The sequence below is a fragment of the Nocardia sp. NPDC059240 genome, assembly GCF_042753865.1.
Classification (GTDB): Bacteria; Actinomycetota; Actinomycetes; order Mycobacteriales; family Mycobacteriaceae; genus Nocardia.
The window spans coordinates 1-25695 of sequence record NZ_JBHZAC010000005.1 but is presented as its reverse complement, the minus strand read 5'-3'; the positions used below and the strand labels follow the sequence as shown (position 1 = coordinate 25695).

The window sequence follows — 25695 nt, the reverse complement described above, 5'->3', positions numbered from 1 at the left end:
CTTTCAGTCGATGGACTCCGGCTCGGCGGCGGCCGGGGCGGCGGGCAGCGCGCGATTGCGGCGCAACAGCATCAGCCCGGCCAGACAGCCCGCGGCCACCAGCATCGAGGTCCAGGCGGGCGTCGCGGTATTGCCCGAGGACACCGTGCACATCAGCGGGTGATCCCGCGACTGCACCGCGTAGTCGCCGCGCGCCACATAGTCGCGCATGCCCAGCACCGCCGACGGCACGAAGATCACCGAGGTGCCCAGCACCCGGCTCGGCACATAGCGCGGCCGGGCCGAGGTGAGCCCGAAACCGATGAGCCAGGACACCGCCGCCGCACCGCCGACAACCAGCACCGCCCAATCGGTGTCCGAGGTCAGCGCCGTGGTCAGGCCCACCACGATCGCCGCCGCCAAGCAGGCGATCAGCCCGGGATGCCTGCTGCCGGTCCACATGCCGAAGGCGGTCACCGCCACCAGCAATGGAATCGACCACGCCGGCAGTTGCGCCGCGATGGTCGCGCTGCCCACCGCACTGAGTCCCACGGCCAGCAGCACGATCTCACCGTCGCGGCCCGGCAGCAGCATGGCCGCGATCAGCGCGGTGCCCACCGCGGTCACCACCGCCAATCCGATACCGGCCACGCTGTCCCCGTGCCGGGCCAGCCACTCCGCGCTGGCCAAGGTCACCAGCACCAGCACCACGCCCGCCAGGATCGGGGTCAGCGGCAGTTCGATCGACAGTCGTTGCGCGACCGGGCGATTGCGATTGGTCAGGAAGCCGTAGGCGGCCAGCGCCAGCGCCAGCACGATCATCCAGATCGGCGGCATATCGGTGGCGTGCCAGTGCACGATGGACGAATCGTCGAGGCTGCCGCCCACCCGCGGCACCGGATTCACCGAACCCAGCAGCAGGCTGATCAGGATGCCCAGCGTCCACCCGAACGCCGGCAGCCGATGATGCAGCACCGCCGCGCCCATCGCGCCCAGCACCAGTCCGCCCGCCAGTGAATCGATGAAATTCATGGTGGACAGCGAGGAATGCGGATCGGAGGCATGCCCGAGCAGGTGATTGCACAGCAGCGCCAGCAGGCCGCCCAGCGTGGTGCCCCAGGCGACCTTGGGGCTGCCGAGGGTGGTGATGAGCACCGCGACGATCATGGCGACCAGGACGCCCGCCGCGATGGCACGGGGCAGGCTGTAGGACAGCAGATCCAGCTGCAGCGCGGAAGTCTTCGAGGTCCAGCCGAAGTCGATCGGCAAGGCCAGTGCAAGACCAGCAACCGTTGCGGCGACGAGCGCGGTGATCGTCTCCGCGGCGACCTGATACGACCTCACCTGCGCAAAGTTACCGCCGATACTCGGACCGATCGGTTCGACTCGCCTATTTTGCGAATATTCCGCTAACTCTGGGAAGTTGACGCCAAATAAGACTTATCGGTCCGTTATTGGCTTCGGCGATCAGACATATCCGGACGGATCGCCCGCCTGCCCGGCCGACTCCCGCACCTCCGCATAGCGCCGCAGCGACTCCACCTGCATCGGATCCAGCGACGGCCGCACCGCCTTCCGCGCGGCCGCGATGTCCTCCGCCCGCACCTCCCCGGCATCGATATCGCGGCGCATCGCGGCCAGCGCGGCCTCCCGCAGCAAGGCCGTGCAGTCGGCCGACGAATAGCCCTCCAGGTCCTCGGCCAGCCGCATCAGCTTGGTGTCCGTAGTCAGGGAGGTGAACTTCGCCGTCGTACGCCGCACCAGGTTGCGCAGAATGTCGGCCCGCGCCTTGGCATCCGGCGGCGGCACGAAAACCAGCCGCTCCAGCCGTCCGGGCCGCAGCACCGCCGGATCGATCAGCTCGGGCCGGTTGGTGGCGCCGACCACCACCACATCGCGCAACGGCTCCGCACCGTCGAGCTCGGTCAGCAAGGCCGCCACCACCCGATCCGTCACCCCCGCATCGCTCGACTGCCCACGCCGCGGCGCGAGCGCGTCCACCTCGTCCAGGAAGATCAGCGACGGCGCGGAATCCCGCGCCCGCTGGAACAATTCGCGCACCGCCCGCTCGGAAGAACCCACCCACTTGTCCAGCAGCTCCGCGCCCTTCACCGCGTGCACGCTCAACTGGCCGGTGCCGGCCAGCGCCCGCACCAGGAAGGTCTTGCCGCAGCCCGGCGGGCCGTACAACAGCACGCCCCGCGGCGGCTCGATACCGAGGCGCGCGAACGAATCCGGATGCTGCAGCGGCCACAACACCGCCTCCGTGAGAGCCCGCTTGGTCTCGCCCATGCCGCCGACATCGTCAAGACTCGTGTTGCCAATAGCCAACTCCGCGGAGCCCGACCGCGATAAAGGGCGAATCACCTCCAGCGCCCCGGTCAAATCCTCCTGCAGGAAAACCGGAGGCACCTCATGCCCGGTTTCCTCGTGCTCCCGGCTCGCCCGCGCCGCCGCCCGCAGCGCCGCCTCCCGCACCAGCGCGGCCAGGTCCGACACCACGAATCCGGGTGTGCGCGCGGCGATCTCGTCCAGCTTCAGGCCGTCGGCCGGGGCGTCACGCAGCAACCGCTCCAGCAGGGCGGCGCGCACCGCGCCGTTCGGCAGCGGCAGCGACACCTCACGGTCGAAAAGCTCCGGCGCACGCAACCGGGGATCGATGCCCACCGCGTTGGACGTGGTCGCCAGCACCGCGACCGCCGGACGCGCTATGGCGCAGCGCAATTGATCCAGGATCAGCGCGGCCACCGGCTCCGGAGTATCGGGCAGCAGGGCGTCGATATCGGTGATCAGCAGGATTCCGCCCGCACCGGAACAGATCTCGGTCACCCGATTGGACACCTCGAGCAAGCGGCTGCCGCTCTCCAAGGACCCCACTGCCGGGCCGTCGAGCTCCACCACCCGGTGGTGACCCGCGACCGCCCGCGCCAGCGTCGCCTTGCCGACGCCCGCCGGGCCGGTGATCAACGCGCCCAGATGCGGGGAAGCGCCAAGGGTTTTCAACAGGTTCGGCTCATCGAGCGAGAGCTTGAGCCACTCCGTCAGTTTGGCGGCCTGCGCCTGCACCCCGGCCAGATCCGCCAGCTTCGGTTCGGGCTTGGCGGGTTCGGGCGTGTCCAGGGCAGACGCGCCCGCCGTGTCGGCCGGGCCGGGACGCTCGGCCACGATGCCCGGCGACACCCGGGGCACGTCGTCGAGCAGCCCGTGCGGTGTATCGGTGACGCCGCCGGGCATACCCAGGGTCACCGAGGTGCTCGGCCGGATCGTCACGGGACCGGGATGCGGATCGGTGGCCGTGACCCGCAACACCTCCGAGGTCCACGCGATTCGCAAGCCGGTCAGGGCCTTTCGCGCGGCCGCCGGATTGTCACCCGGCAGCAGGTCGCGCGGCAGCAGGGTCACACTGTCGCCGACGGTCACCACCTTGCCCAGCAGGGCCTGGCGCAAGGTCGCCGCGGGAATCGTCCCGGCCAGCGCCGAGCCGGAGACGGTGACCTGCCGAGCATCTGATTCGAAGGCCGGGAGAATCGTCACCGCCTCGTCCTCGCGTACCTTCGCGTTGCTCAACGTCACCTCGTCGAGCAGGGCGAATTTCGGGCCCAGGTGCTGGGTCGGCCGGAACTCCCCGACCACCGCGGTCGTGCGCCGACCACCGATCAGCGTGATGCCCGCGCCGGGCGTGAGGCCCAGCGCCATCAGGACTTCCGGGTGCAAGCGCACCAATCCCCAGCGGGCGTCCCCACCGGCGGAATTCCGGCGAGCGGTCAGCTTGATTTCCGGCACCCGTCAATTCTGCCTGTGCCGACCGCCCGACTTCAGCGGTTGGCGCGGTTGGGTACCCGATCGCGGGGACCCGGGCGACGCAACCGCAGGCGGGCGGTGGAAACCTTCGGCACCCGCCCGGCCAGCGGCCGCTGGCGGCGCTGCGCCCGGCGCTGGGCGCGCCGTTCGGCGGGCTTGTGATTCCAGGTCTCCGGGCGCGCGGCCACCCAGCGGGCCGAGTGCACCGCGAACGGAATGTGGCACAGGTACAACGCGACCAGCGCCATCATCAGAATCAGCGGGTAGGTGACCAGCAGGGCCGCGGCCAGGCCGACCAGCACCAGCAGGATCGGCGCCGAGCGCGGGGCCACCGACACCGACTTCACGGCCAGCGTCGGCAACGTACTCACGCACAGCAGCCCCGTCAGCACGGTCCATACCGCGACCAACGGGAAGCTCACCCACCAGCCGTCGTGGAACTGCTCCGACAGCGCGATGGGCAGCAGCGCGATCAACGCGCCCGCCGGCGCGGGCACCCCGGTGAAGTACTCCCGCTGCCAATCCGGTCGATTGTCGTCGTCCATCAGCGTGTTGAAGCGAGCCAGCCGCAACACCATGCACACCGCGAACATCAGCGCGATGATCCAGCCGATGCTGTCGGCGTGCAGGAAGCTCACGTACAGCACCAGCGCGGGCGTGACACCGAACGCGATGGCGTCCGAGAGCGAATCCAGTTCCGCGCCCATCTTGCTGGTGGCATCGAGCATGCGCGCGATGCGGCCGTCCAGCATGTCGAACACCGCGGCCGCGCCGACCAGCGCCAGCGCGATGCTGAGCTTGCCCTCCATCGCGAACTTCACCGCGGACAGGCCCGAGCACAGGCCGAGAATGGTCACCATGCTGGGCAGCAGCATGATGGTGCGATTGCGGCGGCGCTGGCCGTTGGGCACGGGCGCGAGTTGCTCCATCATGAATCCAGTTCGGCCAGCACCGTTTCCGCGCCGATGGTCCGCTGTCCCGGCGTCACCAGCAGAGCGGTACCGGCCGGGAAGTAGGTGTCCACGCGCGAACCGAATCGGATCAGGCCGTAGGTGTCACCGATGCCGATCTTGTCGCCGGCCTTCGCCTCGCAGATGATGCGGCGCGCCAGCAGCCCGGCGATCTGCACCACGACAATGCGCTGACCCGACGCGGTCTCGATGACCATGCTGTTGCGCTCGTTGCGGTCGCTGGCCTCGGGCAGATCGGCGGAGAGGAACTGGCCCTTCTGGTAGGCGATCTGCTCCACCAGGCCGCTCACCGGCACCCGCTGCACGTGCACGTCCAGCACCGACAAGAAAATGCTGACCCGCGGCAGCGGCGCGTCACCGAGGCCGAGTTCGGCCGGCGGCACCGCCATATCGACGAGGGCGACCTCACCGTCGGCGGGCGCGACCACCACACCGGGCCGGTTCGGCGGCACCCGATTCGGGTGGCGGAAGAAGGTGGCGCAGGCCGCGGCCGCCAGCAATCCCGTGCGGCGCAGCCACTTTCGCCGGTAACCCAGGGTGGCCACCGCGAGCGGCGCGGCAACGAAGGGGAGACCCGCGGGATGCAGCGGCGGAATCGCTTTGCGGACCAGGTCGGCGACGTGACCGAGGCCGGTCTGTTCCGGAGTGCCGGGCGGGGTGGGTCGGCGGGCCACAAGCTCCTCTTTCATGCGCGGATAGGTGCGGTCTTTGACCGCGATCACAGCGTACGGGAAGGGAGTTCAACGCTCGCGTTCTCGGTTCCTGAACGGCCGCTGTCCTGGGCTTGAAAGGTTGGTGACCTACCTCGCAATACCCCGCCATTGTGCGCATACGCACACCCCCGGGGCGCTAGGCCGATTAAGCTGAGGGAGCCTCATGTCTGCGGTGACATCAGTGTTCCGTGGGGGGTGGGGAACCCGATGAAGGTCACGTTCGACGCGCAGTACATAGGAGAGAACCAATGGCTGCTCGAATTGCCTCGATCAGCGGGGTAGAGCACACGGCAATGCTCGGGCTCGGCGTTTACCGCCCCCGGCGAGTCGTCACCAATGATGAGGTCGCGGGACCCATCGATTCCAGCGACGAATGGATTCGGACCCGGTCCGGTATCCGTACCCGCCGCTTCGCCTCCCCCGAGGAGACGATCATCAGCATGAGCGCGGCGGCCGCGCGCGACGCCATCGAGGCCGCGGAGATCGATCCGGACTCGATCGACTGCGTCATCGTCGCCACCTCGACCTGGCTGCTGCTCACGCCGGCCGCGGCGCCGCAGATCGCCACCGAACTCGGCCTGAAAAACGTTGCGGCCTTCGATGTCTCGGCCGGCTGTGCGGGCTTCTGCCACGCGGTCGCCCTGGCCTCGGACCTGGTCAAGGGCGGCACCGCCCGCAATGCCCTGGTCATCGGCGTGGAACGGCTGACCGACACGATCAACCCGACCGATCGCAGCACCGCCTTCCTGTTCGCCGACGGCGCGGGCGCGGTGGTGATCGGCCCCTCCGACGAACCCGGCATCGGCCCCACCGTCTGGGGTTCGGACGGCACCCAGCATCACGCCATCCGCCAGGACAAGGACTGGATGGAGTTCTTCGCCGAGATCGACGAAAAAGGCCTCGACGCCGTCCGGCCCTATCTCGCTATGGAGGGCACGGCCGTCTTCCGCTGGGCCGCACACTCTTTGGAGAAGGTCTGCCGCGACGCCATCGAACGCGCGGGACTCACCACCGACGATCTGGACGCGATGGTCCCGCATCAGGCCAACGGCCGCATCATCGAAATCATGGCCCGGGTGCTGAAACTCCCCGAGAGTTGCGCCCTGGCCAATGACATCGAGGAGACCGGCAATACCTCCGCCGCCTCGATCCCACTGGCCATGGAGGCCATGATGCGCAACGGCGACGCCAAACCCGGCGGCACCGCCCTGCTCATCGCCTTCGGCGCGGGCCTGTCCTACGCCGCCCAGGTCGTCACCCTGCCGAACTGGAAGTAGTTAACCGATATCCCAGACGGCGGTCACCTCGAAGGTGACCGTCTGCTGGCCTGGTTCGAGGCTGATGTTCGGCGCGGCCCCGGGAACGGCCTGCCGGTACATCGGCGTCGGGGTAGGCGTGACGCCACTGCCGTTCTCGCTGATCGTCTTGACCGATTTCAGCTTCAGGCCCGATAGGTCCGCGTACTGCTGGGCACGACTCTTGGCATCGTCGAAGGCGCGAGCGCGAGCATCGGACAGCAGTTTGGTGTTGTCCTCCAAGCCGAATGCCACCGAGTTGATCCGGGTGTCGTTGCCGCCCGCCTGCACGGCCGCCGCGAGGACCGCCGACGCCTTGGGGAGATCCCGCACGGCCACATGCAGGGAATTGGTGGCGCGATACCCGGTGATGTTGTGCCCGTCCGGCCCGTAGGTGGGCTGGACGGACAGATCACTGGTCTTGACGTCCTCGCGCTTCGCGCCCGCCGTGACCATGGCGTCGGTGATCGCCTTGGCCTGGCTGTTGGCCTGGTCCACGGCCGCGGACACATCGGCCGCGCTCACCTCGGTGCCCAGATCGGCATTGAGCACATCCGGGGTCCCCTGCACCTTCCCGGTCCCGGTGACGGTGACCGTCCGGTCACCGGAACTCGAACTGCCGCAGCCGCTCAGCAGCAGCGCGACACCGGCGGCCGCGGCGCAGATCGCTGTAAGTCGTCGCATAGGCCGAACCTACGCTCAGCGCTCCACGGTTTGCTTGATCTTGCCGAGGGTTTCGTTCATCCCGGCGACGAGCGCGCCCTCGAACGGCTGCTCACCGCCGAAGACGGTGTCGATGGTCTTCTGCAACCAACCGGGCAGCTTGCCGTTGGGGACATCGCGGCGCTGGACGAGCCGGGTGCCGTCCGCGGTCGGCTCGAGCGTGTAGCTCCAGACCGTCCGGTTCTCGGTCATGCGGAACGCGATCGCCTTGTTCGGTTCGAATCGCACGACCCGCGACGTGGTCGGGTACACGTAGCCCGACGCCTTGTTGAGATTCACCGTCCAGGTTCCGGTGTGCACGGTTCGTCCCAGCGGTTGCATGCGCAAGGTTTGCGGACTGAATTCGCGAATGCGCTTCAGATCGGAGACGACACTCCAGACCTGCTCCGGCGCTGCCGCGATATCGATGGTGGCTTCGAGATTGTTCGGCAACATTGCCTCCGGGGACGTAACGGTCGGTACCGGGCATCCTAATTCGGGTGGCGTGGCTCACCCCGCGGCAGTGGTCCGGATCACCCCGCCCTACCTGCACGAATAGCTCGCCCCGCTGGTTCATTCCCCGGCTGAAAATCAACTAGATCACATTACGGGGGTGTCGATGTCCGAAATGTAATGCGCGGCGCACAATGTGGGATAGACGAAGCATCAGACACCGCCACCAGCTTCCGATTGGGAAACGTGAGGTGATCGGCCGTGAACCTGCGCTCGCTCCTGCATCGTAAAACCACGATGGTTCCACTCCTGCCCGCCGAAGAGCAGGGAACCGTCGCGGGGTCCACCACGACGCCGAGGCATGCCGGACGCAAGAAGCCCAATGGGGCCCTCGAAGAACGACTGGAACGATTACTCACTCCGACCGAGCTGGATCTCGTTCAGCATCATCGGATTTGAGACCGGGTGGCTCCGACCTCGACCACAGATGCACGCGGGTTCAGCCTGGCGCGAAAATGGCACGGTCCGACCGCTGCGGACTTGCCCGGCCGCTCCATACTCGATAGGTGACTTCTCCAGCTGCCGCGAAGCCGGCCATTCTCAGCGTCGACGACGATCCCGGCGTCTCGCGGGCGGTGGTGCGAGACCTGCGCCGCCGGTACGGGGCGGACTACCGGATTCTGCGGGCGGAGTCCGGCGCGGATGCGCTCGAGGCGCTGCGCGAGATGAAACTGCGGGGACAGCCGGTCGCGGTCCTGATCGCCGACTACCGGATGCCCGGTATGAACGGGGTGGAATTCCTGGAGCAGGCCATGGACCTGCATCCCTATGCGCGCCGCGTGCTGCTGACCGCCTACGCGGACACCAACGCCGCCATCGAAGCCATCAATGTGGTGGACCTGGACCACTATCTGCTCAAGCCGTGGGATCCGCCGGAGGAGAAGCTCTACCCGGTGGTCGACGCACTGCTCGAGGCGTGGCGCGGTGACGAGCACAAGCCGGTCACCGAGACCAAGGTGGTGGGTCACCGCTGGTCGGCGCGCTGCTCGGAGGTACGGGAGTTCCTGGCGCGCAACCAGTTGCCGTATCGCTGGTATCAGGTCGACGAGCCGGAGGGCGCGCGCCTGCTGACCGCGGCCCATGCCACCGAGGACCAGTGCCCGGTGATCATCAGCTCCTCGGGTGAGGTGCTGATCATGCCCACCGACGCGCAGCTGGCCGAGGGTGTCGGCCTCAATACCGATGCCTCCAGCGACTTCTACGACCTGATCGTGGTCGGCGGCGGACCGGCCGGTCTCGGCGCGGCGGTTTACGGCGCGTCGGAGGGTTTGCGCACCGTACTGGTGGAACGCACGGCCACCGGTGGGCAGGCCGGACAGAGCTCCCGCATCGAGAACTACCTGGGCTTCCCGGACGGGGTGTCCGGTGCGCAGCTGGCCGATCGAGCCCGGCGGCAGGCCGTGAAATTCGGGGCCGAGCTGATCACCGCGCGCGAAGTGGTGGGGCTCGAGGCGTGCGGCGCGGCCCGCGTGGTCCGCTTCGCCGACGGCGGCACGGTGGCCGCGCATTCAGTGCTCATCGCGACCGGCGTCAACTACCGCCACCACCCGGCCCCCGGCGTGGACGAGTACACCGGGCGCGGCGTCTACTACGGCTCGGCCATGACCGAGGCCAGCGACTGCGCCGACAAGGACATCTACATCGTGGGCGGCGCGAATTCGGCCGGTCAGGCGGCGGTGTTCCTGTCCCGGCGCGCGGCCACCGTGCACATTCTGGTGCGCGGCGAGTCGCTGGAAGCGTCCATGTCGCACTACCTGATCCAGCAGATCGAGCAGATTCCCAATATCAAGGTGCACGCCCGCACCGAGGTGGTGGCCGCCGACGGTGACGACCACCTCGAGCGCATCGTGCTCCGCAACAACGAGACCGGTGTGGAAGAAAAGGTGGACACCGAGCGGTTGTTCCTGTTCATCGGCGCGGCTCCGGAAACCGACTGGCTCGACGGCATGGTCAAACGTGACGACAAGGGCTACGTGCTGGCCGGACCGGACCTGATGGTGGACGGCGAACGTCCCGCCGGGTGGGAACTGCCGCGTCCCCCACAGCATCTCGAGACCAGCGTGCCCGGCGTGTTCGTGGCCGGCGACGTGCGGTCGGAATCCGCCAAGCGGGTCGCCTCGGCGGTCGGCGAGGGCGCGATGGCCGTCATGCTGGTGCACCGCTGGCTCGCGAAACAGTAGGAGTAGGCCGATATGGGCAACACCCGATTGATCTGCGACCCGAACGAACTGCGCAAGCTGTTCCTGTTCGAGAAGCTCGACGCCGACCAACTGGCCTGGCTGTGCCGCGACGGCCGCGTCGAAATGTTCGAGCCCGGACTCGTTTTCCGCGAGGGCGATCCGGCCACCTGCTTCTACGTCCTGATGGACGGCGAAGTGGTGCTGACCAAGAACTCCAGCGGCGAGGAGATCGAACTCGTCCGCACCGAACACGTCGGCTCTTACTCGGGCGCGTGGACGGCGTACATGGGCGACAAGGTCGAGCAGACCTACACCGCGTCCTTCTACGTGACGCGGCCGTCCAAGTTCTTCGTCCTCGACGCGGGCACCTTCGCGAAGATGATGCAGGACTGGTTCCCGATGGCCCTGCACCTGCTGGAGGGCGTCTTCTTCGGCAACCGCAATGCCAATGAGCGCATCGGACAACGGGAACGGCTGTTGGCGCTGGGTTCGCTGTCGGCGGGTCTGACCCACGAGCTGAACAATCCGGCCGCCGCCGCGGTGCGCGCCACCTCGTCGCTGCGTGAGCGGGTGGCCGGGATGCGGCACAAGCTGAAGATGATGGCGCACGGCAAGTTCGACTCCAAGGCCCTCGAATCGCTGGTGCAGTTGCAGGAGGAGGCGGCCGCGCAGGTCGCCAAAGCCCCCACGCTCACCTCCATGGAGGCCGCCGACCGCGAGGACGAGCTGGGCGACTGGCTCGAGGAGCACGGCATCGCCAACGGCTGGGATCTCGCACCCAACTTCGTGCAGGCCGGTTTCGACACCGACTGGCTGGAGAAGGTGGCCGGGACCCTGTCCGGTTGCGGCCCCGAGGTTTTCGAGGGTGCGATCCGCTGGCTCAACTACACGGTCGAGACCGAATTGCTGATGAACGAGATCACCGATTCGACCACCCGCATCTCCTCGCTGGTGAACGCGGCCAAGCAGTACTCGCAGATGGACCGGGCCCCGTTCCAGGTGTCGGATCTGCACGAGCTGCTCGATTCCACGCTGGTCATGCTGGCGCGCAAGATCGGTGACGACATCACGGTGGTCAAGGAATACGATCCGGCGCTGCCGAACGTGCCCTGCTACGCCGCCGAACTCAACCAGGTGTGGACCAACCTGATCGACAACGCGGTCGCCGCCATGGGTGGGCAGGGCACGCTGACCGTCCGCACATATCGCGAAGGCGACTGTGCCGCAGTGGAAATCGGTGATACTGGACCGGGCGTCCCGGAGGAGATCCGTACCCGTATCTTCGAACCGTTCTTCACCACCAAGCCGGTCGGCGAGGGCACCGGGCTGGGCCTGGACATCTCGTTCCGGATCGTGGTGAACAAGCATCACGGTGACATCCGGGTCGAATCCGAGCCCGGGAACACCCGTTTCATCGTCCGGCTGCCGCTCGAAGCGGCCAGTCCCGCGGAACCGGCTACGACGGAAGGCAACTGATGAGCGAGCAGATCGAAGGCATCGATATCGCGGTGTCGCCCAGCGGATCCGGATGCGTGGAATGCGACGCGGCGGGCGGCTGGTGGGTGCACCTGCGCCGGTGCGCGCAATGCGGGCACGTCGGCTGTTGCGATATGTCGCCGAACCAGCACGGCACCAAGCATTTCGAGAGCACCGGGCACCCGTTCATCCAGAGCTTCGAGCCGGGTGAGGAGTGGTACTACAACTTCGAGAACAAGGAGATGTACGAGGGCGGCCCGGAACTCGCGCCGCCGCACGCGCATCCGCTGGATCAGCCGGTACCGGGCCCGCACGGGCGCGTTCCCGCGGACTGGCAGTCGCACCTGCACTGAGCGTATGACCAGAAAATAGGGGTCCGAACTTTCTTCTTCCAGGAGTCGCCGGGGCCGGGTACGCTGCTGCGAGCGCCCGGCCGGTCGGGTGCGAGGCACTCTTTGGAAAGTTCGGAAAGCAGGGTATGAAGCGTCTTTCGATCGTCGCCCTCGCCGCAGGTGCGATGGCGTTGAGTCTCGTCGGCTGTGGTTCGGACAAATCCGGTGATACGAGCGGCCTGAAACAAGCCGCCACCAGTACCGCGGCCAGAACTACCGCCCCTGCCGCTTCGACCTCTGCCACCACCCCGTTCACGGAACCCGCGGCCGCCCCGACCAGCGCCACCGTCGTGAAGAAGACCAGTGCGCCCGCCGGGGCCCAGACCACCTGCGGTGACTTCCGCGATCTCACCGATGACACCGAGAAGCAGGTCATCGACCAGATCCTGGCCGCCAACCCGGGCTCGTTCCTGGACGGCAGCCCGAACGTGGCGCTGGGCACCGCGAAACTCGCCTGCCTGGCCACCACCTACGCGAACACCCCCGTCGCGGTCGCAATCCGGGTGGCACCCAAGTAGTTTCGCCGGTGATCTCCGTCAGAGATTCATTGGCGGTCCATTGGTGCGGCGGTGCACGGTGGCGGGGTGTGGATAGTCACCACCGTCATGCGCCGCCGCAGGCGTAATGTCCCCTTCCTAGTGCGCACAACGAGGACGGGTAAGCAGATGGACGCCCCAGGGCTGGTCGAATTCGAGCGTCATCGGCCGCGGTTGTTCGCGCTCGCCTACCGGATGTTCGGGTCGGCGGCCGAGGCGGAAGACGCCGTGCAGGAGACCTACCTGCGGTGGGATGCCAGCAATCGCGCCGAAATCCGTTCCGCCGAAGCCTGGTTGACCACCATCCTGGTGAATCTCTGCCGCAGCTGGCTGGATTCGGCCCGCGCCCGCCGCGAAATGTATGTGGGCCCATGGCTTCCGGAGCCGGTAGCGACCGCGCACGGGGAACTCGGTCCGCTGGAATCGGCGGAGCAGCGGGAACTGGTTTCGATGGCCTTCCTGACCTTGGCCGAACGGCTCAGCCCGACCGAGCGCGCGGTCTTCGTGCTGCGCGAGGCATTCGGGTACGCGCACCGCGAGATCGCCGACATGCTCGGCCTCACCGAGGCCAATTCCCAGCAGGTGTATCGCCGGGCCGCGCATCGGGTGCAGGAGGAGCGCCCGCGCTTCGAACCCGCCCCGGCGCACGCGCGGGAACTGGTCGAAAAGTTCCTGAACGCGGCACAATCCGGTGATCTCGCGGCGCTCGAATCCATGTTCACCGCCGATATCGTCGCGCTCGCCGACGGGGGCACCAAGGTCAATGCGGCCAAGCGGCCCATCGTCGGCGCCGAGAAGGTGGCCCGCTACCTGGTGGGGCTGTTCGCCAAGATCCCGACCGTGGCCGCGACGGTCGCCATCGCGATCGAAGAGGTCAATGCCGCACCGGCCTTCGTGGTCCGCGACGGCGAGGCCGTGCTGGCCACCGTGTCCACCACCTTCGACGGGGAGTCGATCGCCGCGCTGCAGCTCGTCGTGAACCCGGACAAGCTGGCCTACTTCCAGCGCGAAGGGCAGTGACCGCCCAGCTCGAGGGGACTGTGACGCGGCACACGTCCCGGAACTGTCAGGGATCGGGATGCTGTCCGGTCTAGAGGGTGTCGGCTACCGAGCGGAGCCGGCGGGCACTTCTCGAGAAGGAGCACTCTCATGACCGGACAGCATCGAATCGTCATTCTGGGCGCGGGCTACGCGGGACTGGCCGCGGCGCAGCAGGCCCGCAAGGCGAAGGGCGCGCACGTCACCGTCATCGACCTGCACACCGAATTCGTCGACCGGGTGCGGCTGCACCAGGTTCTCGCCGGACAGGACGTGGCGCGCTGGGAACTGCGGAAGACCCTGGCCGCCAAGGGCATCGAGTTCGTCAACGGTCGCGCGGAGCGCATCGACACCGCCGCCCGCCGGGTCGAACTGGCCGGCGGTGACGCCGTCGCCTACGACACCCTGATCTACGCGCTCGGCAGTCGTGCCGACCTCTCGATGGTCCCCGGCGCAGCCGAATTCGCGCATACCGTCGCCACTTCGGAAGACGTGCACCGGATTCCGGCGCTCGCGGGCCGGGTCGCCGTCGTCGGTGGCGGCGCGACCGGGATCGAGACCGCCACCGAGTTGGCCGAGACCAACCCGGGTCTCGAAGTCGTACTGGTGAATTCGGACGAGCCCGGCAGCTGGCTGATTCCCAAGGCCGTGGCGCACATTCGCGCCGTGCTGGATCGCCTCGGCGTCCAGGTGCGGGTGGCCAAGGTCGCCGCGGTGACCGCCACCGGCCTCGAACTGGTCGACGGCGACCACCTCGACGTCGACATCGTGCTCTGGACAACGGGTTTCACCGTGCCGGAGGTCGCGGCCGACTCGGGGCTGCCGGTGGACGGCCGCGGCCGGGTGCTGGTCGACGACCGGCTGCGGGTGCAAGGCGTCGCGGACGTGTACGCGGTCGGTGATGCGGCGGTGATGATCGGGCACAACGGCCGCGAGGCGCGGATGTCGTGCCAGGCCGCGCAGCCCGCGGGCAAGTACGTGGGCGCGGCCGTGGCGGCCGGCCTGCGCGGCAAGCAGGCCGCGCCCTACCTGCCGCGGTTCGTGCTGACCTGCATGAGCCTGGGGCGTCGCGACGGTCTCGTGCAGGTGATGAAGGCCGATGATTCGAACGGCAGCAGGGCGCTGACCGGTCGCCCGGCGGCGTGGGTGAAGGAGCAGATCGTCAGCGCGGTCGGCCGGGCGGCGAAGCTCTGATCCGACCACGCTGCAATCGTCAACCAATGGTTGACCAGCCTTGCTTGGTCAACCTACAGTTGACGCATGACGAACTCGATCCGCCTCGACGACCTGATCGACGGCATCAAGAAGGCACGTCCCGACGACGTGCTCGAGCAACTCTCCGACGCCGTGGTGGTCGGCAATCACATGGGCGAGGTGGCCGACCATCTGATCGGCCACTTCGTCGACCAGGCCCGCCGCTCCGGCGCCTCCTGGACCGATATCGGCGGGAGCATGGGCGTCACCAAGCAGGCCGCGCAGAAGCGCTTCGTGCCCAAGACTCCCGCTGACCCGGGTCAGACCGCCGCACTCGACCCCAATGCCGGATTCGCCCGCTTCACTCCACGCGCCCGCCACGTCATCATGGCCGCCCAGGAGGAAGCCAAGGGTGTCGGCAATATCGAGATCCGCCCCGAACACCTGGTGCTCGGCCTGCTGGCCGAGCCGAAATCCCTTGCGGTGAAGGTCATCAAGGCCAAGGGCATCTCCGAGGATGCGTTGCGCCGGGTCGCCACCGCCGCCCTCCCCGCCGCCACCGGCGACCCCGTCCCCGCGCTCGTCCCCTTCGACGCGCAGGCCCGCAAGGTCCTCGAACTCACCTTCCGTGAGGCGCTGCGGCTGGGCCACAACTACATCGGCACCGAGCATCTGCTGCTCGCCCTGCTCGATCTGGAGAACGGTTCCGGCGTGCTGACCGGCCTGGGCCTGGACAAGGACGCGGTCTCCGTCGATATCGCGACCCTGCTCGGCTCGCTGCCCATCCCCGGCGTCACCACCCCCGTGACCGATCCGGAGTAGTCGGCGTGTCGCTGCACCATGCTGCCGACCTGGTGATGTAGGGCTCCCGTTCGCTCCCTTCGCACCGCGTCCCATGGTGTGCGTGATGCGCCAGATACGATTGTGGAATGGCGGGCGACGAGGGTTCCGACCTAGTTGCGGGGGAAAAGCGCGCCGATCTGCTGCGCGCGCTGAGTTATGTCTCCACCGAGGACACGCCGGACGGCGGTTACATCGTGAACGGAGACCTCCCACCCGAGGTCGCCCCACCGTTCATCCGGGCCATCATGCGCATCGAAGCCGAACTCCTCCTGCAGGACGCCGAACTCGTCACCATCGAGCACGGCGAACCCCGCACCCCGGAGGAACGCCGCACCGACGCCCTGATAGCCCTCCTACTCCGCGTAGACGACCGCAGCCACTTCTCGTAGTCCTCGGGAGACATCGGCCGCCGAGACGCTCGCGCGGCCATTCGCCGGTTCCCCGCAACCTTGCACTCGCTGGTGGCGAGTGCTAGAAAGGGATTTGGCACTCCGTACCGGTGAGTGCTAGGTCGGAAACGGTGAGGCCAGGCCGCGCTCAACCGAGTAGAGCCGGGTCGTCCGTCGCGGGCACCGAACCTGACCAGATCATGCCCATCCCTGATCTGGAGGATCTCAACGCAATGGCCAAGACAATTGCGTACGACGAAGAGGCTCGCCGCGGACTCGAGCGTGGCCTGAACAGCCTCGCCGACGCTGTCAAGGTGACCCTGGGCCCCAAGGGCCGCAACGTGGTGCTGGAGAAGAAGTGGGGTGCCCCCACCATCACCAACGATGGTGTCTCCATCGCCAAGGAGATCGAGCTCGAGGATCCGTACGAGAAGATCGGCGCGGAGCTCGTCAAGGAAGTTGCGAAGAAGACCGACGACGTCGCGGGTGACGGCACCACCACCGCCACCGTGCTGGCCCAGGCGCTGGTCCGTGAGGGCCTGCGCAACGTGGCCGCCGGTGCGAACCCGCTGGGTCTGAAGCGCGGTATCGAGAAGGCCGTCGAGGCCGTCACCACCGCCCTGCTGGCCACCGCCAAGGAGGTGGAGACCAAGGAGCAGATCGCTGCCACCGCCGGTATCTCCGCTGGCGACTCGTCCATCGGTGAGCTCATCGCCGAGGCCATGGACAAGGTCGGCAAGGAAGGCGTCATCACCGTCGAGGAGAGCAACACCTTCGGTCTCCAGCTGGAGCTCACCGAGGGCATGCGCTTCGACAAGGGCTACATCTCCGGTTACTTCGTGACCGACCCGGAGCGTCAGGAAGCGGTCCTCGAGGACCCGTACATCCTGCTCGTCGGCTCGAAGATCTCGACCGTCAAGGACCTGCTGCCGCTGCTGGAGAAGGTCATCCAGGCTGGCAAGCCGCTGCTGATCATCGCGGAAGACGTTGAGGGCGAAGCCCTGTCGACCCTGGTCGTCAACAAGATCCGTGGCACCTTCAAGTCCATCGCCGTCAAGGCGCCGGGCTTCGGTGACCGTCGCAAGGCCATGCTGGCCGACATCGCCATCCTGACCGGTGGCGAGGTCATCAGCGAAGAGGTCGGCCTCTCCCTGGAGACCGCCGGTGTCGAGCTGCTGGGCACCGCCCGCAAGGTCGTCATCACCAAGGACGAGACCACCATCGTCGAGGGCGCGGGCGACCCGGAGGCCATCAAGGGCCGTGTCGCGCAGATCCGCACCGAGATCGAGAACTCGGACTCGGACTACGACCGTGAGAAGCTGCAGGAGCGTCTGGCCAAGCTGGCCGGCGGTGTTGCGGTGATCAAGGCCGGCGCCGCGACCGAGGTCGAGCTCAAGGAGCGCAAGCACCGCATCGAGGACGCCGTCCGCAATGCGAAGGCTGCCGTCGAAGAGGGCATCGTCGCCGGTGGTGGCGTGGCCCTGCTGCAGGCCGCTCCCGCGCTGGACGCCCTGACCCTGACCGGTGACGAGGCCACCGGCGCGAACATCGTTCGCGTCGCGCTGTCCGCGCCGCTGAAGCAGATCGCCTTCAACGCGGGCCTGGAGCCCGGCGTTGTCGCCGAGAAGGTCTCGAACCTCCCGGCGGGCCACGGCCTGAACGCCGAGTCCGGCGAGTACGTCGACCTGCTGGCCGCCGGCGTTGCCGACCCGGTCAAGGTCACCCGCTCGGCCCTGCAGAACGCGGCCTCCATCGCGGCCCTGTTCCTGACCACCGAGGCCGTCGTCGCCGACAAGCCGGAGAAGGCCGCCCCCGCGGGCGACCCGACCGGTGGCATGGGCGGCATGGACTTCTAGTCCGCGCCTCCGGCAACGGAATTGAATAGATCGGGCCCGGTCACCTAACGGTGACCGGGCCCGATGTCGTTTATTCGGCCGGTAGGCCGACGAGGTCGGCCATCAAGGCCATCTGGTGGGTGAAGTAGATCGGCAGGGCGCTGATCGTGCCGTCGAAGCGGCCGAAGATTTCGAAGGTGATCAGGCCGAAAAGCTGTGTCCAGGCTAGGAATACGCGGTCGAGGACCTCTTCGGGGAAGTCTGCGCCGGGGGACTGCTGGTCGATCAGGACGCGGAGGTCGGTGCGCACGGGGGCGGGGAGTGGGGTGGGGAGTGGGGTGGCGGTGAGGCGGCCGGATTCCCATGCGCCGATGGCGATTCCGACCAGCAGCATGACGACCGTTGCGGCGGGGGCGACGGTGTCTTCCGGGGCGTCGTAGCCGGGGATGGGGCTGCCGTAGAGGAGGCCGTATTCGGTGGGGTTGGCCAGCGCCCAGTCGCGGACCGCCGTGCAGACCGCGAGCCATTGGGCGCGTTCGTCTTCCGGCGGTGCGGTGCGCAGGGCGCGGGTGGCGGCGTCGCCGAGGGAGCGGTAGCTGTCCAGGATGAGGGCGGTGAGCAGGTCGTCGCGGCTGGGGAAGTAGCGGTAGAGCGCGGAGGCGACGATGCCCATGTCGCGGGCGACGCCGCGCAGCGAGAGGTTTGCCCCGTCGACCGCCAGGCGTTTGCGCGCGGTGGTCTTGATCTCTTCGATCATTTCGGTGCGGACGCGGGCGCGCAGGGATCCGGCGGACATATCGGCAGTGTAGAGAACGGGAAACCGGTCAGAGAACGGTAGATGACTGCGAGAACACTGTTCTTGACGAGAAACACTGTGCACTTCTATCGTTGATTGCGCGAGAACAGTGTTCTCGCCATCTTCCCGACAGGATCGAGGACCTCATGTCCCTGCACGTCGTCATCGGAGCGGGCCCGGTCGGCTCGGCCACCGCCCGCCTGCTCGCCGCCCGCGGTGAGCGCGTCCGCGTCATCAGCCGCACCGGCTCCGGCCCCGAGGATCCGGCCATCGAACGCATTGCCGCCGATGCCGGTGATCCCGCCGCGCTGACCGCCCACTGCGCCGATGCCACCGCCCTCTACCAGTGTGCCCAGCCCGCCTATCACCGCTGGCCCCAGGACTTTCCAGCCCTGCACCGGTCCATCCTGACCGCCGCCGAGCGCTCCAACGCAGCACTCATCACCGTGGGAAACCTTTACGGCTACGGCGAATTCGACGGCCCGGTCACCGAAGACCAGCCGCTGCACCCGAATTCACGCAAGGGCCGGGTGCGCGCCGAGATGTGGGCCGAGCAACTGGACGCCCACGAGTCCGGCCGCCTCCGCACCGCCGAGGTCCGCGGCTCGGACTACCTTGGCGCGGGCGCGAACTCGGCGTTCACCGCCGTGGCCCTGCCTGCCCTGAAAGCGGGCAAGAAGGCACTGGTCCCCGCCGACCTCGACGCCCCGCACAGCTGGACCGCCACCGATGACGTGGCCCGCCTGCTGGTCGCGGTCGCCGCCGATGACACCGCCTGGGGCCGAGCCTGGCACGTGCCGACCGTCCCACCGGTTTCGGTGCGAGCCTTGGCCGAACTGACCGCCGAACTCGCGGGCGTATCACCCGCCCGAGTCGCCCGCATGCCCGCCGCCCTGCTCTGGACGGTCGGCCTGTTCGTCCCCGCCGCCCGCGAAATGCGTGAGCTGGCCTACCAGTTCGATCGCCCCTTCATCCTCGACTCCACCGCGGCGACCGCCCATTTCGGTCTGGAACCGACCCCGCTGGAGGACACCCTGCGCGCCACTCTCGCCTTCGAGCCCGCGGTCCACGAGTAAGGACTCCGTCGGTCGATCACATGCCTTGCCGGAAGCGTGCGTTGCGGATGGCGTCGGCGCGGTCGGGGAGCAGGCTGTCGACGAGGGCGGCGACGCGGCCCATGACGGGGGCGAGGCGGCGGGGGCGGTCGATGATGGCGTCGCAGATGATGTCGCCGCCCTCTTCGGAGGTGAGGGCGTTGGCGGTGGCCTGCTGGTAGACGGGGTTGGCGGTGATCATGTCGGTGCGCACGAGGGGGAGGTAGATCGAGGTGAATCGCAGGTTCTCGGTGTGGGTTTCGGCCTGCAGGTTGCTGCTGAGCGAGTCGAGGGCGGCCTTGGAGGCGACGTAGGCGGCGTACCCGGGGCCGCCGTAGAGGTTGGCCAGCGACAGGATGTTGATGATCTGCCCGTCGCCGTGCGCTCGCATGCCGGGCGCGAAGGCGAGGATGAGGCGGACGGCGGCGAAGTAGTTGAGCCGCATGGTGCGTTCGAAGTCGTGGAAGCGGTCGTAGGACTCGTCGAGGCGGCGGCGGATGGAGCGTCCGGCATTGTTGACGAGGATGTCGATGCCGCCGTGGTCGGCGAGCACCTTGGCGGTCATGGCGTCGAGGGCGTCGAAATCGTTGAGATCGCACGGATAAGCGGTGGCGATGCCGCCGTTCGCCTCGATCTCGGCGGCGACCTGTTCGAGTTCGTCGGCGCGGCGGGCGACCAGCAGCACGGTGGCGCCGGCCGCGCCGAGCCGCAGTGCGGCGGCCCGTCCGATGCCGGAGGAGGCCCCCGTGATCAGGACGGTGCGTCCGGCGGCGGCCTCCGTGAGGGTGCGGTGCCGCCGCAGTCGCGCGACGTTGACCTGCGTGTCCAGGCCGTGTCTGATCTTGTGGAGCAGCCTGTTGATGTCTTGCATGCTTACGCATGCTAAGTGCCGCAGCACGATTCGGGACCGGTTCGGCCCGGCGCAACTCCATTGCAGGCCGCGGCGATCAGGACCCCCAGCGCAGCAGGGTGCTGCCGATGGACATGCCGCCGCCGAACGCCGACAACAGCACGGGCTCGCCCGCGGTCAGTGCCCCGGTCCGGTGGGCGACATCCAATGCGATGGGCACCGAGGCCGCGCCGGTATTGGCGTATCGCTCGACCACGAGGTGCAGCCGGGCCTGAGGCAGATCCAGCGAGGGTGCCAGTTCGCGCAGCATGGCACCGTTGGCCTGATGCGGAATGAAGTGCCGCACAGCGGTTTCCGGCACTCCGGTAGCGCGCAGTACCTCTTTGATGGACAGCGGCAGTTGTGTGGCGACGAAGTCGCGGACCTCGCGTCCCGCCATGGTGAAGTAGTGCGCCTTGTCTTCGCGTTCGAGCAGCCGGGCGGGAATCCGGCTGCCGCCGGCCGGGACTCGGATGGTCCGGTGTCGATCGCCGTGGGTGCGTAGCACGGTGCCGAGGATTCCGGCGGGTTGGTCGACCGGCCCGAGCACCACCGCGCCCGCGCCGTCGCCGAAGAGCACCGCGGTGCGCCGATCGGTGGGGTCGATGATGCGCGAGTAGATGTCCGCGCCGATGACCAGCCCGTATCCGTCCGCCGCCAGCATGCCCGCGGCCGCGCGCATTCCGAACAGGAATCCGGTGCACACGGCGTTCACGTCGAAGGCCGCCGCGCCGTCCGCGCCGAGCAGGTGCTGCACCAGGGCGGCGGTGGCGGGTTGTGGATGGTCAGGGGTGGAGGTGGCGACCACGATGTAGTCGAGTTGTCCGGCCCGGATTCCGGCGTCCGCCAGGGCGGCTCGCGCGGCGTGCGCGGCCAGGTCGGAGGTGGCCTGGTCGGGTGCGGCGTAGCGGCGGGTGCGGATTCCGGTTTTGGCGTGGATCCAGTCCTCGGTGACGCCGGTGGTGGCGGCGATCTCGGCATTGCCGACCACGCGGTCGGGCAGGTAGGAGCCGGTACCGAGGATGCCGATCGCGCGCCCGGTGGCCGCGGGGAGTTCGAGCGGGCCCGCCTGCGTGTAGGCGATGGCCGAAAGCTGTTCAGTTGTCATGTTCCACGGAAGTTATCGATCTTGTGCCGGGCTCGGAACGGTTACAACCACCGTGGTGAAAAGTAGCGTGGCACAAGATAATTCGATCGTTCGACCGGTTCCGTGTTCAGTGGTGGGCGCAGTTGTAGACCTGGATCGCTGCACCGTCGCCCTGTCCCGGGAGTGCACGGCAGTGCTGCCGGATCCAGGCGAGGCGATCGTCGTCGGCGTTGGTGATCAGGGCTATGCCGACCTCCCCGGCGTCGATCATGCGGGCCACGTCGGCGGTGGCCGGGACGGGTGCGGCGCCGGTGAATCCACCGATGCTGGGTACCTGTCGACCGCTGACCAGAATGAACGGCGAGGCCAGCGCGGTGGTGTAGCTGATCAGCGGATAGCGCACGTGTACCGGCATTTTCGCCAGGTCGGCATCGAGTTTGCGGGCCTCGTCGATCGAGGACGCCATGAATCCCTGGGTGACCTGCCGGGCCCGCGCCGACTCGTAAGGAGTGTCGAGCGGACCGTAACCGTCGACGACCACCGACACCGCTGCGGCGGTGGGCGCCGCCAGTGCCGCCACCAGTAATAACGCGGTCGCGAGTGATTCGCGCACGCGCAGCGCGGCGGCGATGACAGCCACGGTGACGACGACCAGGGCCATGCGCGCCCAGCCGGGCGCATCCGCCGACAGCCGCCAGCCGTAGGCGGCGGTTGCGGCGACGGCGAGCAGCCCCAGTGCGCGCACCCGCCGGTCCGTCGACTGACGGAAAGCGTTGGCCCCCAGTCCGATCAGGGCCGCAACCGGTGGAATGAGGACGGCCAGGTAGTACGGATTGACCGTGCCGATGAGCAGGAAAACCGCGAGGTGGATGAGCAGCCACCCGCCCCACAGCGTCAGCGCGGCGGTCTCTGGGTCGGTCCGCGGCCGCCGCCGCGCGGCCCAGCCCAGCGCGAGCAGGCACACCAGCGCGAGCGGGACGAGCCATCCGGCCTCGCGCCCGCCACCGCCGCCGAAGACGTGGTCGAAGCGATTGTCCGGTCCGAGTACCAGGGCAGCCCGGTATCCCGCGCCATCGCCGCCGGTCACGAAATTCGCGGCCCCGACACCGAATCCGTCATTGGTGCGACTGGCCCCGTTGTAGACGAACACCTGCTCGAACAGCGAGTTGTGGTGACTGCCGTCGACGTAGGGCCGATGCCCGGCGGGCAGCAGCCCGACCAGCGTCATCCAGCTCAGCGACACCACCGCCGTGACCGCCCCGAATCCTGCGATCCCCGTGATCCGCTGCCGCAGTTCGGTTTTTGACGATGCGATCAGGACCGCCGCCGCGATAGCCGGAATGACCAGCCAGGCCTGCACCATCTTCGCCTGGAAGGCGAGGCCCACCCACAGTCCGCAATAGAGCAGATGCCGGGTCCGCCCGGAGGCGATGACGGCCGCCGCCTGATCGGCGGCGAGCACCAGCAGCAGGATCAGCAGCGTGTCGGAGATATTGCCGCGATTCAGCGCGACCGACGCGGGCGCGAGCGCGGCAATCGCCGCCGCGACCAGTGCCGCATGGGGACCGGACAGCCGCCGCACCGCCCGATAGAGCACGAGCACGGTGAGCACGCCCTCGATGACCTGCGGTAATTGGTAGGCCCAGAGGTGTGGCCCGAAGATCCGTACCGACAACGCCTGGATCCAGATCGAGCCCGGGAGTTTGTCGATGCTGATGGTCGCGTCCGGATCGAAGGCCGCATAGAAGAAGTTGTGCCAGCTCATACTCATCGAGCGCGCGGCGGCCGAGTAGTAGAGGTGCGGTGTCCGTGTGCCGATGCCCCAGACATAGAGCACTCCCGCCACCGTCGCGAGCGCGAGCAGCGCGGGCCGAGCCCAGCGCGGTTGCTCGTCGGGCCCCCGCAGCCATCGTGACCAGTCGGTTCCGGACCGTACGGGTACTGCGATTGCCCCTGTCACAACCCCCAATCTCGGCCCGCCACTGGGGGTTGTCAAAGGAATTCCACCCGTGGTTGTAGGGCTCCGGCCCGAAATCGCCCCGACGGTGTAGACCCGCCCGTCCCCCGATGGACCCCTCCGCCCGACGGTCATCGTCCCGTCGGGCGGAGCGGACCCGCCGCCCTGAAGTGTGCTGAAAGTTTGCAGGTTCCGTCCGATCGGTACGCTCCGACCACGAGCCGAGATGGGGTGCGGCCCGCCTATCAGGGCAGATCCGACTGAGGAGACGACCCGATGACAAATCCGCCGCAGAATCCCGACCCCGCCAACCCCGGCCAACCCGGGAGCCCAGGAGAGCCCGGACAACCCGGTGGACCCGAACAAACCGGAGTACCCCGACAGCCCGGAGAGCCTTCGCAGCCCGGAGAGCCCACGGGGTCCGGCTGGCTCGGTGGACCTGGCGGGCCCGGCCGGCCTGGCCAGTTCGGCCCGCCCGGCGACGCCGGGTCGCCATTGCCACCGTATTCGCAAGGGACACAAGGTTTCCCGCCGCCGTTGCCCGGCCAGGTCCCGCAGGGGCAGCCACAATACGCCCAGCCCCAGCCCGGTCAGTCTTGGCCGCCACCGGGCCGGCCGCAGCCGTATCCACCGCAGCCGGGCCAATCATGGTCGGGTCAGCCGCAGCCCGGACAGACATGGGGCGCCCAGCCTCCGCCGGGTCAGCCCTGGGCGCAGGGCGGGCAGGGGTTCCCGCCGTCGGGGATGCCTCCGCAGCAGTGGGGAGCGCCGCCGGCGGGACCGCGACGGCCGATGTGGAAGTCGCCGATCGCGCTGATCATCGCTGCCGTGGTGGCATTGCTCGCGGTGGTGGGTGTGGTGTTCGCGGTCAGCGTCGACGATTCGACGAGCAACGGTGCCGCGGCGAGTTCCGCTGCTACGCCCCTGTCGACCTCCAGTACCGGTGCGCCCTCGACCACCAGGACTTCGGCCAAGCCGACAACGACATCCAAGGCCCCGGTCGCAGTGCCGCCCGCGGTGCAACCGATTGTCGATGCGCTGCCGATGGCCCTGCGCCAAGCGGTGCTGCAGCACGATATCCGGGCCAAGCCCGCCGACGACATGCTCGGCTACGACGCGGCGGCCGGATTCACCCTCGGTGGGAACAACCCGCTGGTGCAGGGACTCATGCACTTCCAGAGCAACGACAACTACGCCATCGCCTATATCTCCACGCAGCCCGACACGATTCGGCGGATCTGGGGTAGTCAACAGCCGGAGTGGACGACCGATGAGGGCACGCGCCTCGTCCGCATCGATCCGGGCAACACGTATTCCGAGGGCACCGCGACGCTCGAGGTCTTCGTCCCGCAGTCCAACCTGTACTTCGAGCTGCCCGGCTTTCAGAGTGTCGACGCCGCCAAGCAGTTCATGCAGCGCGCCGGCTTCTGATCCGTGGTCAGGGATAGGGGTGGCGCTCGGAGAGCGTGACCGCGATGTCGATGGGCCGGACGCCGAGCTGCTCGGCCGTGGCGGCGATGGTGGCGTGGATCGTGCCGTTGTCCGCGGTGGTCTTGTCGTAGAGCAGCTCGACCAATTCCATCGCGGCCACCGCTTGAGCCCGGGTGAAGAGTCGGCCCGGCAGCCAACTAACACGCCAGTCGGTTTCTTTATTGCCGGGAAGTCGTTCCGCGAACTCGTCGACGACACCACTCGTAATCGACCAATCGCAGACGTACACCCCATCAAGGTCGTCCTAGTGGTGAACGGCCGCAAGTCCTGAGTGTGCGAATTGAGTAAATTGTGGGTCTGACCAGCCGATTTGACTTTGCTTCTGCGCACCACGTAACTTATTCCAGGTCAGAGCGACACGGACACCGACCCGGAGCCCCAAGGGCCTGGGAAACGAGGTTGTACGAGGAGCGCCTGATGATCACCAATGCTTCACCTGATCGGCGGATTTGGTTCTGCTGCGAGGGTTGAGCTAAGCTTCACAAGCAACAAACAAGCAGCCTCACCGACAAGCCGGTTCAAAC

Annotated in this window: 24 protein-coding genes; 13 read left to right on the top strand and 11 right to left on the bottom strand. The window is 68.0% G+C overall.

Features of this window, described 5'->3' with window-relative positions; all coding sequences use genetic code 11:
- Positions 1-3 precede the first annotated feature (3 nt).
- From ACFXHA_RS18945 to ACFXHA_RS18930, 4 genes are all read right to left on the bottom strand, one after another.
- Positions 4-1323: a hypothetical protein gene (locus tag ACFXHA_RS18945; protein ID WP_379358387.1), complete on the bottom strand. Its 1320-nt coding sequence runs from the start codon at positions 1321-1323 to the stop codon at positions 4-6.
- 123 nt (positions 1324-1446) lie between these two features.
- Positions 1447-3762 (bottom strand): AAA family ATPase, encoded by a 2316-nt coding sequence (locus ACFXHA_RS18940; RefSeq protein WP_379358385.1) that lies wholly within the window; start codon positions 3760-3762, stop codon positions 1447-1449.
- A gap of 32 nt (positions 3763-3794) precedes the next feature.
- Positions 3795-4709, bottom strand: coding sequence for a CDP-diacylglycerol--serine O-phosphatidyltransferase (gene pssA / locus ACFXHA_RS18935; RefSeq protein ID WP_379359567.1), 915 nt, complete (start codon positions 4707-4709; stop codon positions 3795-3797).
- Positions 4709-5425, bottom strand: coding sequence for a phosphatidylserine decarboxylase (locus ACFXHA_RS18930; RefSeq protein WP_379359565.1), 717 nt, complete (start codon positions 5423-5425; stop codon positions 4709-4711). The genes pssA and ACFXHA_RS18930 overlap by 1 nt, the downstream gene beginning before the upstream one ends.
- Before the next feature lie 287 nt (positions 5426-5712).
- Between ACFXHA_RS18930 and ACFXHA_RS18925 the strand changes: the two genes are divergently transcribed.
- Positions 5713-6741 carry a beta-ketoacyl-ACP synthase III gene (locus ACFXHA_RS18925; protein ID WP_379358383.1) on the top strand — a complete coding sequence of 343 codons (1029 nt, stop codon included), beginning with the start codon at positions 5713-5715 and terminating at the stop codon, positions 6739-6741.
- Here ACFXHA_RS18925 and ACFXHA_RS18920 read toward each other — a convergent pair whose 3' ends face one another.
- The gene (locus tag ACFXHA_RS18920) at positions 6742-7443 is read right to left on the bottom strand and encodes an SIMPL domain-containing protein (protein ID WP_379358381.1); all 702 of its coding nucleotides are present in this window, start codon (positions 7441-7443) and stop codon (positions 6742-6744) included.
- Positions 7444-7458: 15 nt separating this feature from the next.
- Entirely contained in the window at positions 7459-7914 is a 456-nt protein-coding gene (locus tag ACFXHA_RS18915) for an SRPBCC family protein (protein ID WP_379358379.1), read from the bottom strand.
- A 261-nt stretch (positions 7915-8175) separates the two neighbouring features.
- On the opposite strand from ACFXHA_RS18915, the gene ACFXHA_RS18910 reads away from it, so the two are divergent.
- The 10 genes from ACFXHA_RS18910 to groL all read left to right on the top strand — a co-directional run bounded on the left by ACFXHA_RS18910 (position 8176) and on the right by groL (position 17878).
- Positions 8176-8373: a hypothetical protein gene (locus tag ACFXHA_RS18910; RefSeq protein WP_379358377.1), complete on the top strand. Its 198-nt coding sequence runs from the start codon at positions 8176-8178 to the stop codon at positions 8371-8373.
- Positions 8374-8480: 107 nt separating this feature from the next.
- Positions 8481-10154, top strand: a complete 1674-nt coding sequence (locus ACFXHA_RS18905; protein ID WP_379358375.1) for an FAD-dependent oxidoreductase — start codon at positions 8481-8483, stop codon at positions 10152-10154.
- 12 nt (positions 10155-10166) lie between these two features.
- Complete coding sequence (locus ACFXHA_RS18900; RefSeq protein WP_379358373.1) at positions 10167-11630, top strand: ATP-binding protein; 1464 nt, start codon at positions 10167-10169, stop codon at positions 11628-11630.
- On the top strand, positions 11630-11983 hold the full coding sequence (locus ACFXHA_RS18895; protein WP_379358372.1) for a UBP-type zinc finger domain-containing protein: 354 nt from the start codon (positions 11630-11632) through the stop codon (positions 11981-11983). The genes ACFXHA_RS18900 and ACFXHA_RS18895 overlap by 1 nt, the downstream gene beginning before the upstream one ends.
- A 125-nt stretch (positions 11984-12108) precedes the next feature.
- Positions 12109-12540: a hypothetical protein gene (locus ACFXHA_RS18890; RefSeq protein WP_379358370.1), complete on the top strand. Its 432-nt coding sequence runs from the start codon at positions 12109-12111 to the stop codon at positions 12538-12540.
- A gap of 147 nt (positions 12541-12687) precedes the next feature.
- Entirely contained in the window at positions 12688-13578 is an 891-nt protein-coding gene (locus ACFXHA_RS18885; RefSeq protein ID WP_379358368.1) for an RNA polymerase sigma-70 factor, read from the top strand.
- Positions 13579-13707: 129 nt separating this feature from the next.
- Complete coding sequence (locus ACFXHA_RS18880) at positions 13708-14790, top strand: NAD(P)/FAD-dependent oxidoreductase (protein WP_379358366.1); 1083 nt, start codon at positions 13708-13710, stop codon at positions 14788-14790.
- 66 nt (positions 14791-14856) lie between these two features.
- Positions 14857-15612 (top strand): Clp protease N-terminal domain-containing protein, encoded by a 756-nt coding sequence (locus ACFXHA_RS18875; RefSeq protein WP_379358364.1) that lies wholly within the window; start codon positions 14857-14859, stop codon positions 15610-15612.
- Between the two features lie 107 nt (positions 15613-15719).
- Entirely contained in the window at positions 15720-16022 is a 303-nt protein-coding gene (locus ACFXHA_RS18870) for a hypothetical protein (RefSeq protein WP_157389774.1), read from the top strand.
- A gap of 233 nt (positions 16023-16255) precedes the next feature.
- Complete coding sequence (gene groL, locus ACFXHA_RS18865) at positions 16256-17878, top strand: chaperonin GroEL (RefSeq protein WP_379358361.1); 1623 nt, start codon at positions 16256-16258, stop codon at positions 17876-17878.
- Positions 17879-17948: 70 nt separating this feature from the next.
- On the opposite strand, the gene ACFXHA_RS18860 is transcribed toward groL, so the two are convergent.
- On the bottom strand, positions 17949-18653 hold the full coding sequence (locus ACFXHA_RS18860; protein WP_379358359.1) for a TetR/AcrR family transcriptional regulator: 705 nt from the start codon (positions 18651-18653) through the stop codon (positions 17949-17951).
- A 146-nt stretch (positions 18654-18799) separates the two neighbouring features.
- Here ACFXHA_RS18860 and ACFXHA_RS18855 point away from each other — a divergent pair, with 146 nt between their 5' ends.
- On the top strand, positions 18800-19729 hold the full coding sequence (locus ACFXHA_RS18855) for an NAD-dependent epimerase/dehydratase family protein (RefSeq protein ID WP_379358357.1): 930 nt from the start codon (positions 18800-18802) through the stop codon (positions 19727-19729).
- A gap of 16 nt (positions 19730-19745) precedes the next feature.
- On the opposite strand, the gene ACFXHA_RS18850 is transcribed toward ACFXHA_RS18855, so the two are convergent.
- The 3 genes from ACFXHA_RS18850 to ACFXHA_RS18840 form a co-directional block, all read right to left on the bottom strand.
- A complete protein-coding gene (locus ACFXHA_RS18850; protein WP_379358355.1) occupies positions 19746-20618 on the bottom strand; it encodes an SDR family NAD(P)-dependent oxidoreductase in 873 nt (290 codons plus the stop codon).
- 76 nt (positions 20619-20694) lie between these two features.
- On the bottom strand, positions 20695-21744 hold the full coding sequence (locus ACFXHA_RS18845) for a 3-oxoacyl-ACP synthase III family protein (RefSeq protein ID WP_379358353.1): 1050 nt from the start codon (positions 21742-21744) through the stop codon (positions 20695-20697).
- Positions 21745-21850: 106 nt separating this feature from the next.
- Entirely contained in the window at positions 21851-23683 is a 1833-nt protein-coding gene (locus tag ACFXHA_RS18840) for an ArnT family glycosyltransferase (RefSeq protein ID WP_379358351.1), read from the bottom strand.
- 789 nt (positions 23684-24472) lie between these two features.
- Here ACFXHA_RS18840 and ACFXHA_RS18835 point away from each other — a divergent pair.
- Entirely contained in the window at positions 24473-25111 is a 639-nt protein-coding gene (locus tag ACFXHA_RS18835) for a hypothetical protein (protein WP_379358349.1), read from the top strand.
- Positions 25112-25118: 7 nt separating this feature from the next.
- Here the strand turns inward: ACFXHA_RS18835 and ACFXHA_RS18830 are convergent, their stop codons facing one another.
- On the bottom strand, positions 25119-25262 hold the full coding sequence (locus ACFXHA_RS18830; RefSeq protein WP_379358347.1) for a hypothetical protein: 144 nt from the start codon (positions 25260-25262) through the stop codon (positions 25119-25121).
- Positions 25263-25695: the final 433 nt, after the last annotated feature.

Excerpts from the sequence above, each read along its gene's own strand:
- ACFXHA_RS18880 (WP_379358366.1), top strand. The coding sequence starts at position 13,708 with ATGACCGGACAGCATCGAATCGTCATTCTGGGCGCGGGCTACGCGGGA.
- ACFXHA_RS18850 (WP_379358355.1), bottom strand. The coding sequence starts at position 20,618 with ATGCAAGACATCAACAGGCTGCTCCACAAGATCAGACACGGCCTGGAC.
- ACFXHA_RS18890 (WP_379358370.1), top strand. The coding sequence starts at position 12,109 with ATGAAGCGTCTTTCGATCGTCGCCCTCGCCGCAGGTGCGATGGCGTTG.
- ACFXHA_RS18845 (WP_379358353.1), bottom strand. The coding sequence starts at position 21,744 with ATGACAACTGAACAGCTTTCGGCCATCGCCTACACGCAGGCGGGCCCG.
- ACFXHA_RS18900 (WP_379358373.1), top strand. The coding sequence starts at position 10,167 with ATGGGCAACACCCGATTGATCTGCGACCCGAACGAACTGCGCAAGCTG.
- ACFXHA_RS18830 (WP_379358347.1), bottom strand. The coding sequence starts at position 25,262 with ATGGAATTGGTCGAGCTGCTCTACGACAAGACCACCGCGGACAACGGC.
- ACFXHA_RS18925 (WP_379358383.1), top strand. The coding sequence starts at position 5,713 with ATGGCTGCTCGAATTGCCTCGATCAGCGGGGTAGAGCACACGGCAATG.
- ACFXHA_RS18855 (WP_379358357.1), top strand. The coding sequence starts at position 18,800 with ATGTCCCTGCACGTCGTCATCGGAGCGGGCCCGGTCGGCTCGGCCACC.
- ACFXHA_RS18885 (WP_379358368.1), top strand. The coding sequence starts at position 12,688 with ATGGACGCCCCAGGGCTGGTCGAATTCGAGCGTCATCGGCCGCGGTTG.
- groL (WP_379358361.1), top strand. The coding sequence starts at position 16,256 with ATGGCCAAGACAATTGCGTACGACGAAGAGGCTCGCCGCGGACTCGAG.
- pssA (WP_379359567.1), bottom strand. The coding sequence starts at position 4,709 with ATGGAGCAACTCGCGCCCGTGCCCAACGGCCAGCGCCGCCGCAATCGC.
- ACFXHA_RS18870 (WP_157389774.1), top strand. The coding sequence starts at position 15,720 with ATGGCGGGCGACGAGGGTTCCGACCTAGTTGCGGGGGAAAAGCGCGCC.
- ACFXHA_RS18860 (WP_379358359.1), bottom strand. The coding sequence starts at position 18,653 with ATGTCCGCCGGATCCCTGCGCGCCCGCGTCCGCACCGAAATGATCGAA.
- ACFXHA_RS18835 (WP_379358349.1), top strand. The coding sequence starts at position 24,473 with ATGTGGAAGTCGCCGATCGCGCTGATCATCGCTGCCGTGGTGGCATTG.
- ACFXHA_RS18875 (WP_379358364.1), top strand. The coding sequence starts at position 14,857 with ATGACGAACTCGATCCGCCTCGACGACCTGATCGACGGCATCAAGAAG.
- ACFXHA_RS18920 (WP_379358381.1), bottom strand. The coding sequence starts at position 7,443 with ATGCGACGACTTACAGCGATCTGCGCCGCGGCCGCCGGTGTCGCGCTG.
- ACFXHA_RS18895 (WP_379358372.1), top strand. The coding sequence starts at position 11,630 with ATGAGCGAGCAGATCGAAGGCATCGATATCGCGGTGTCGCCCAGCGGA.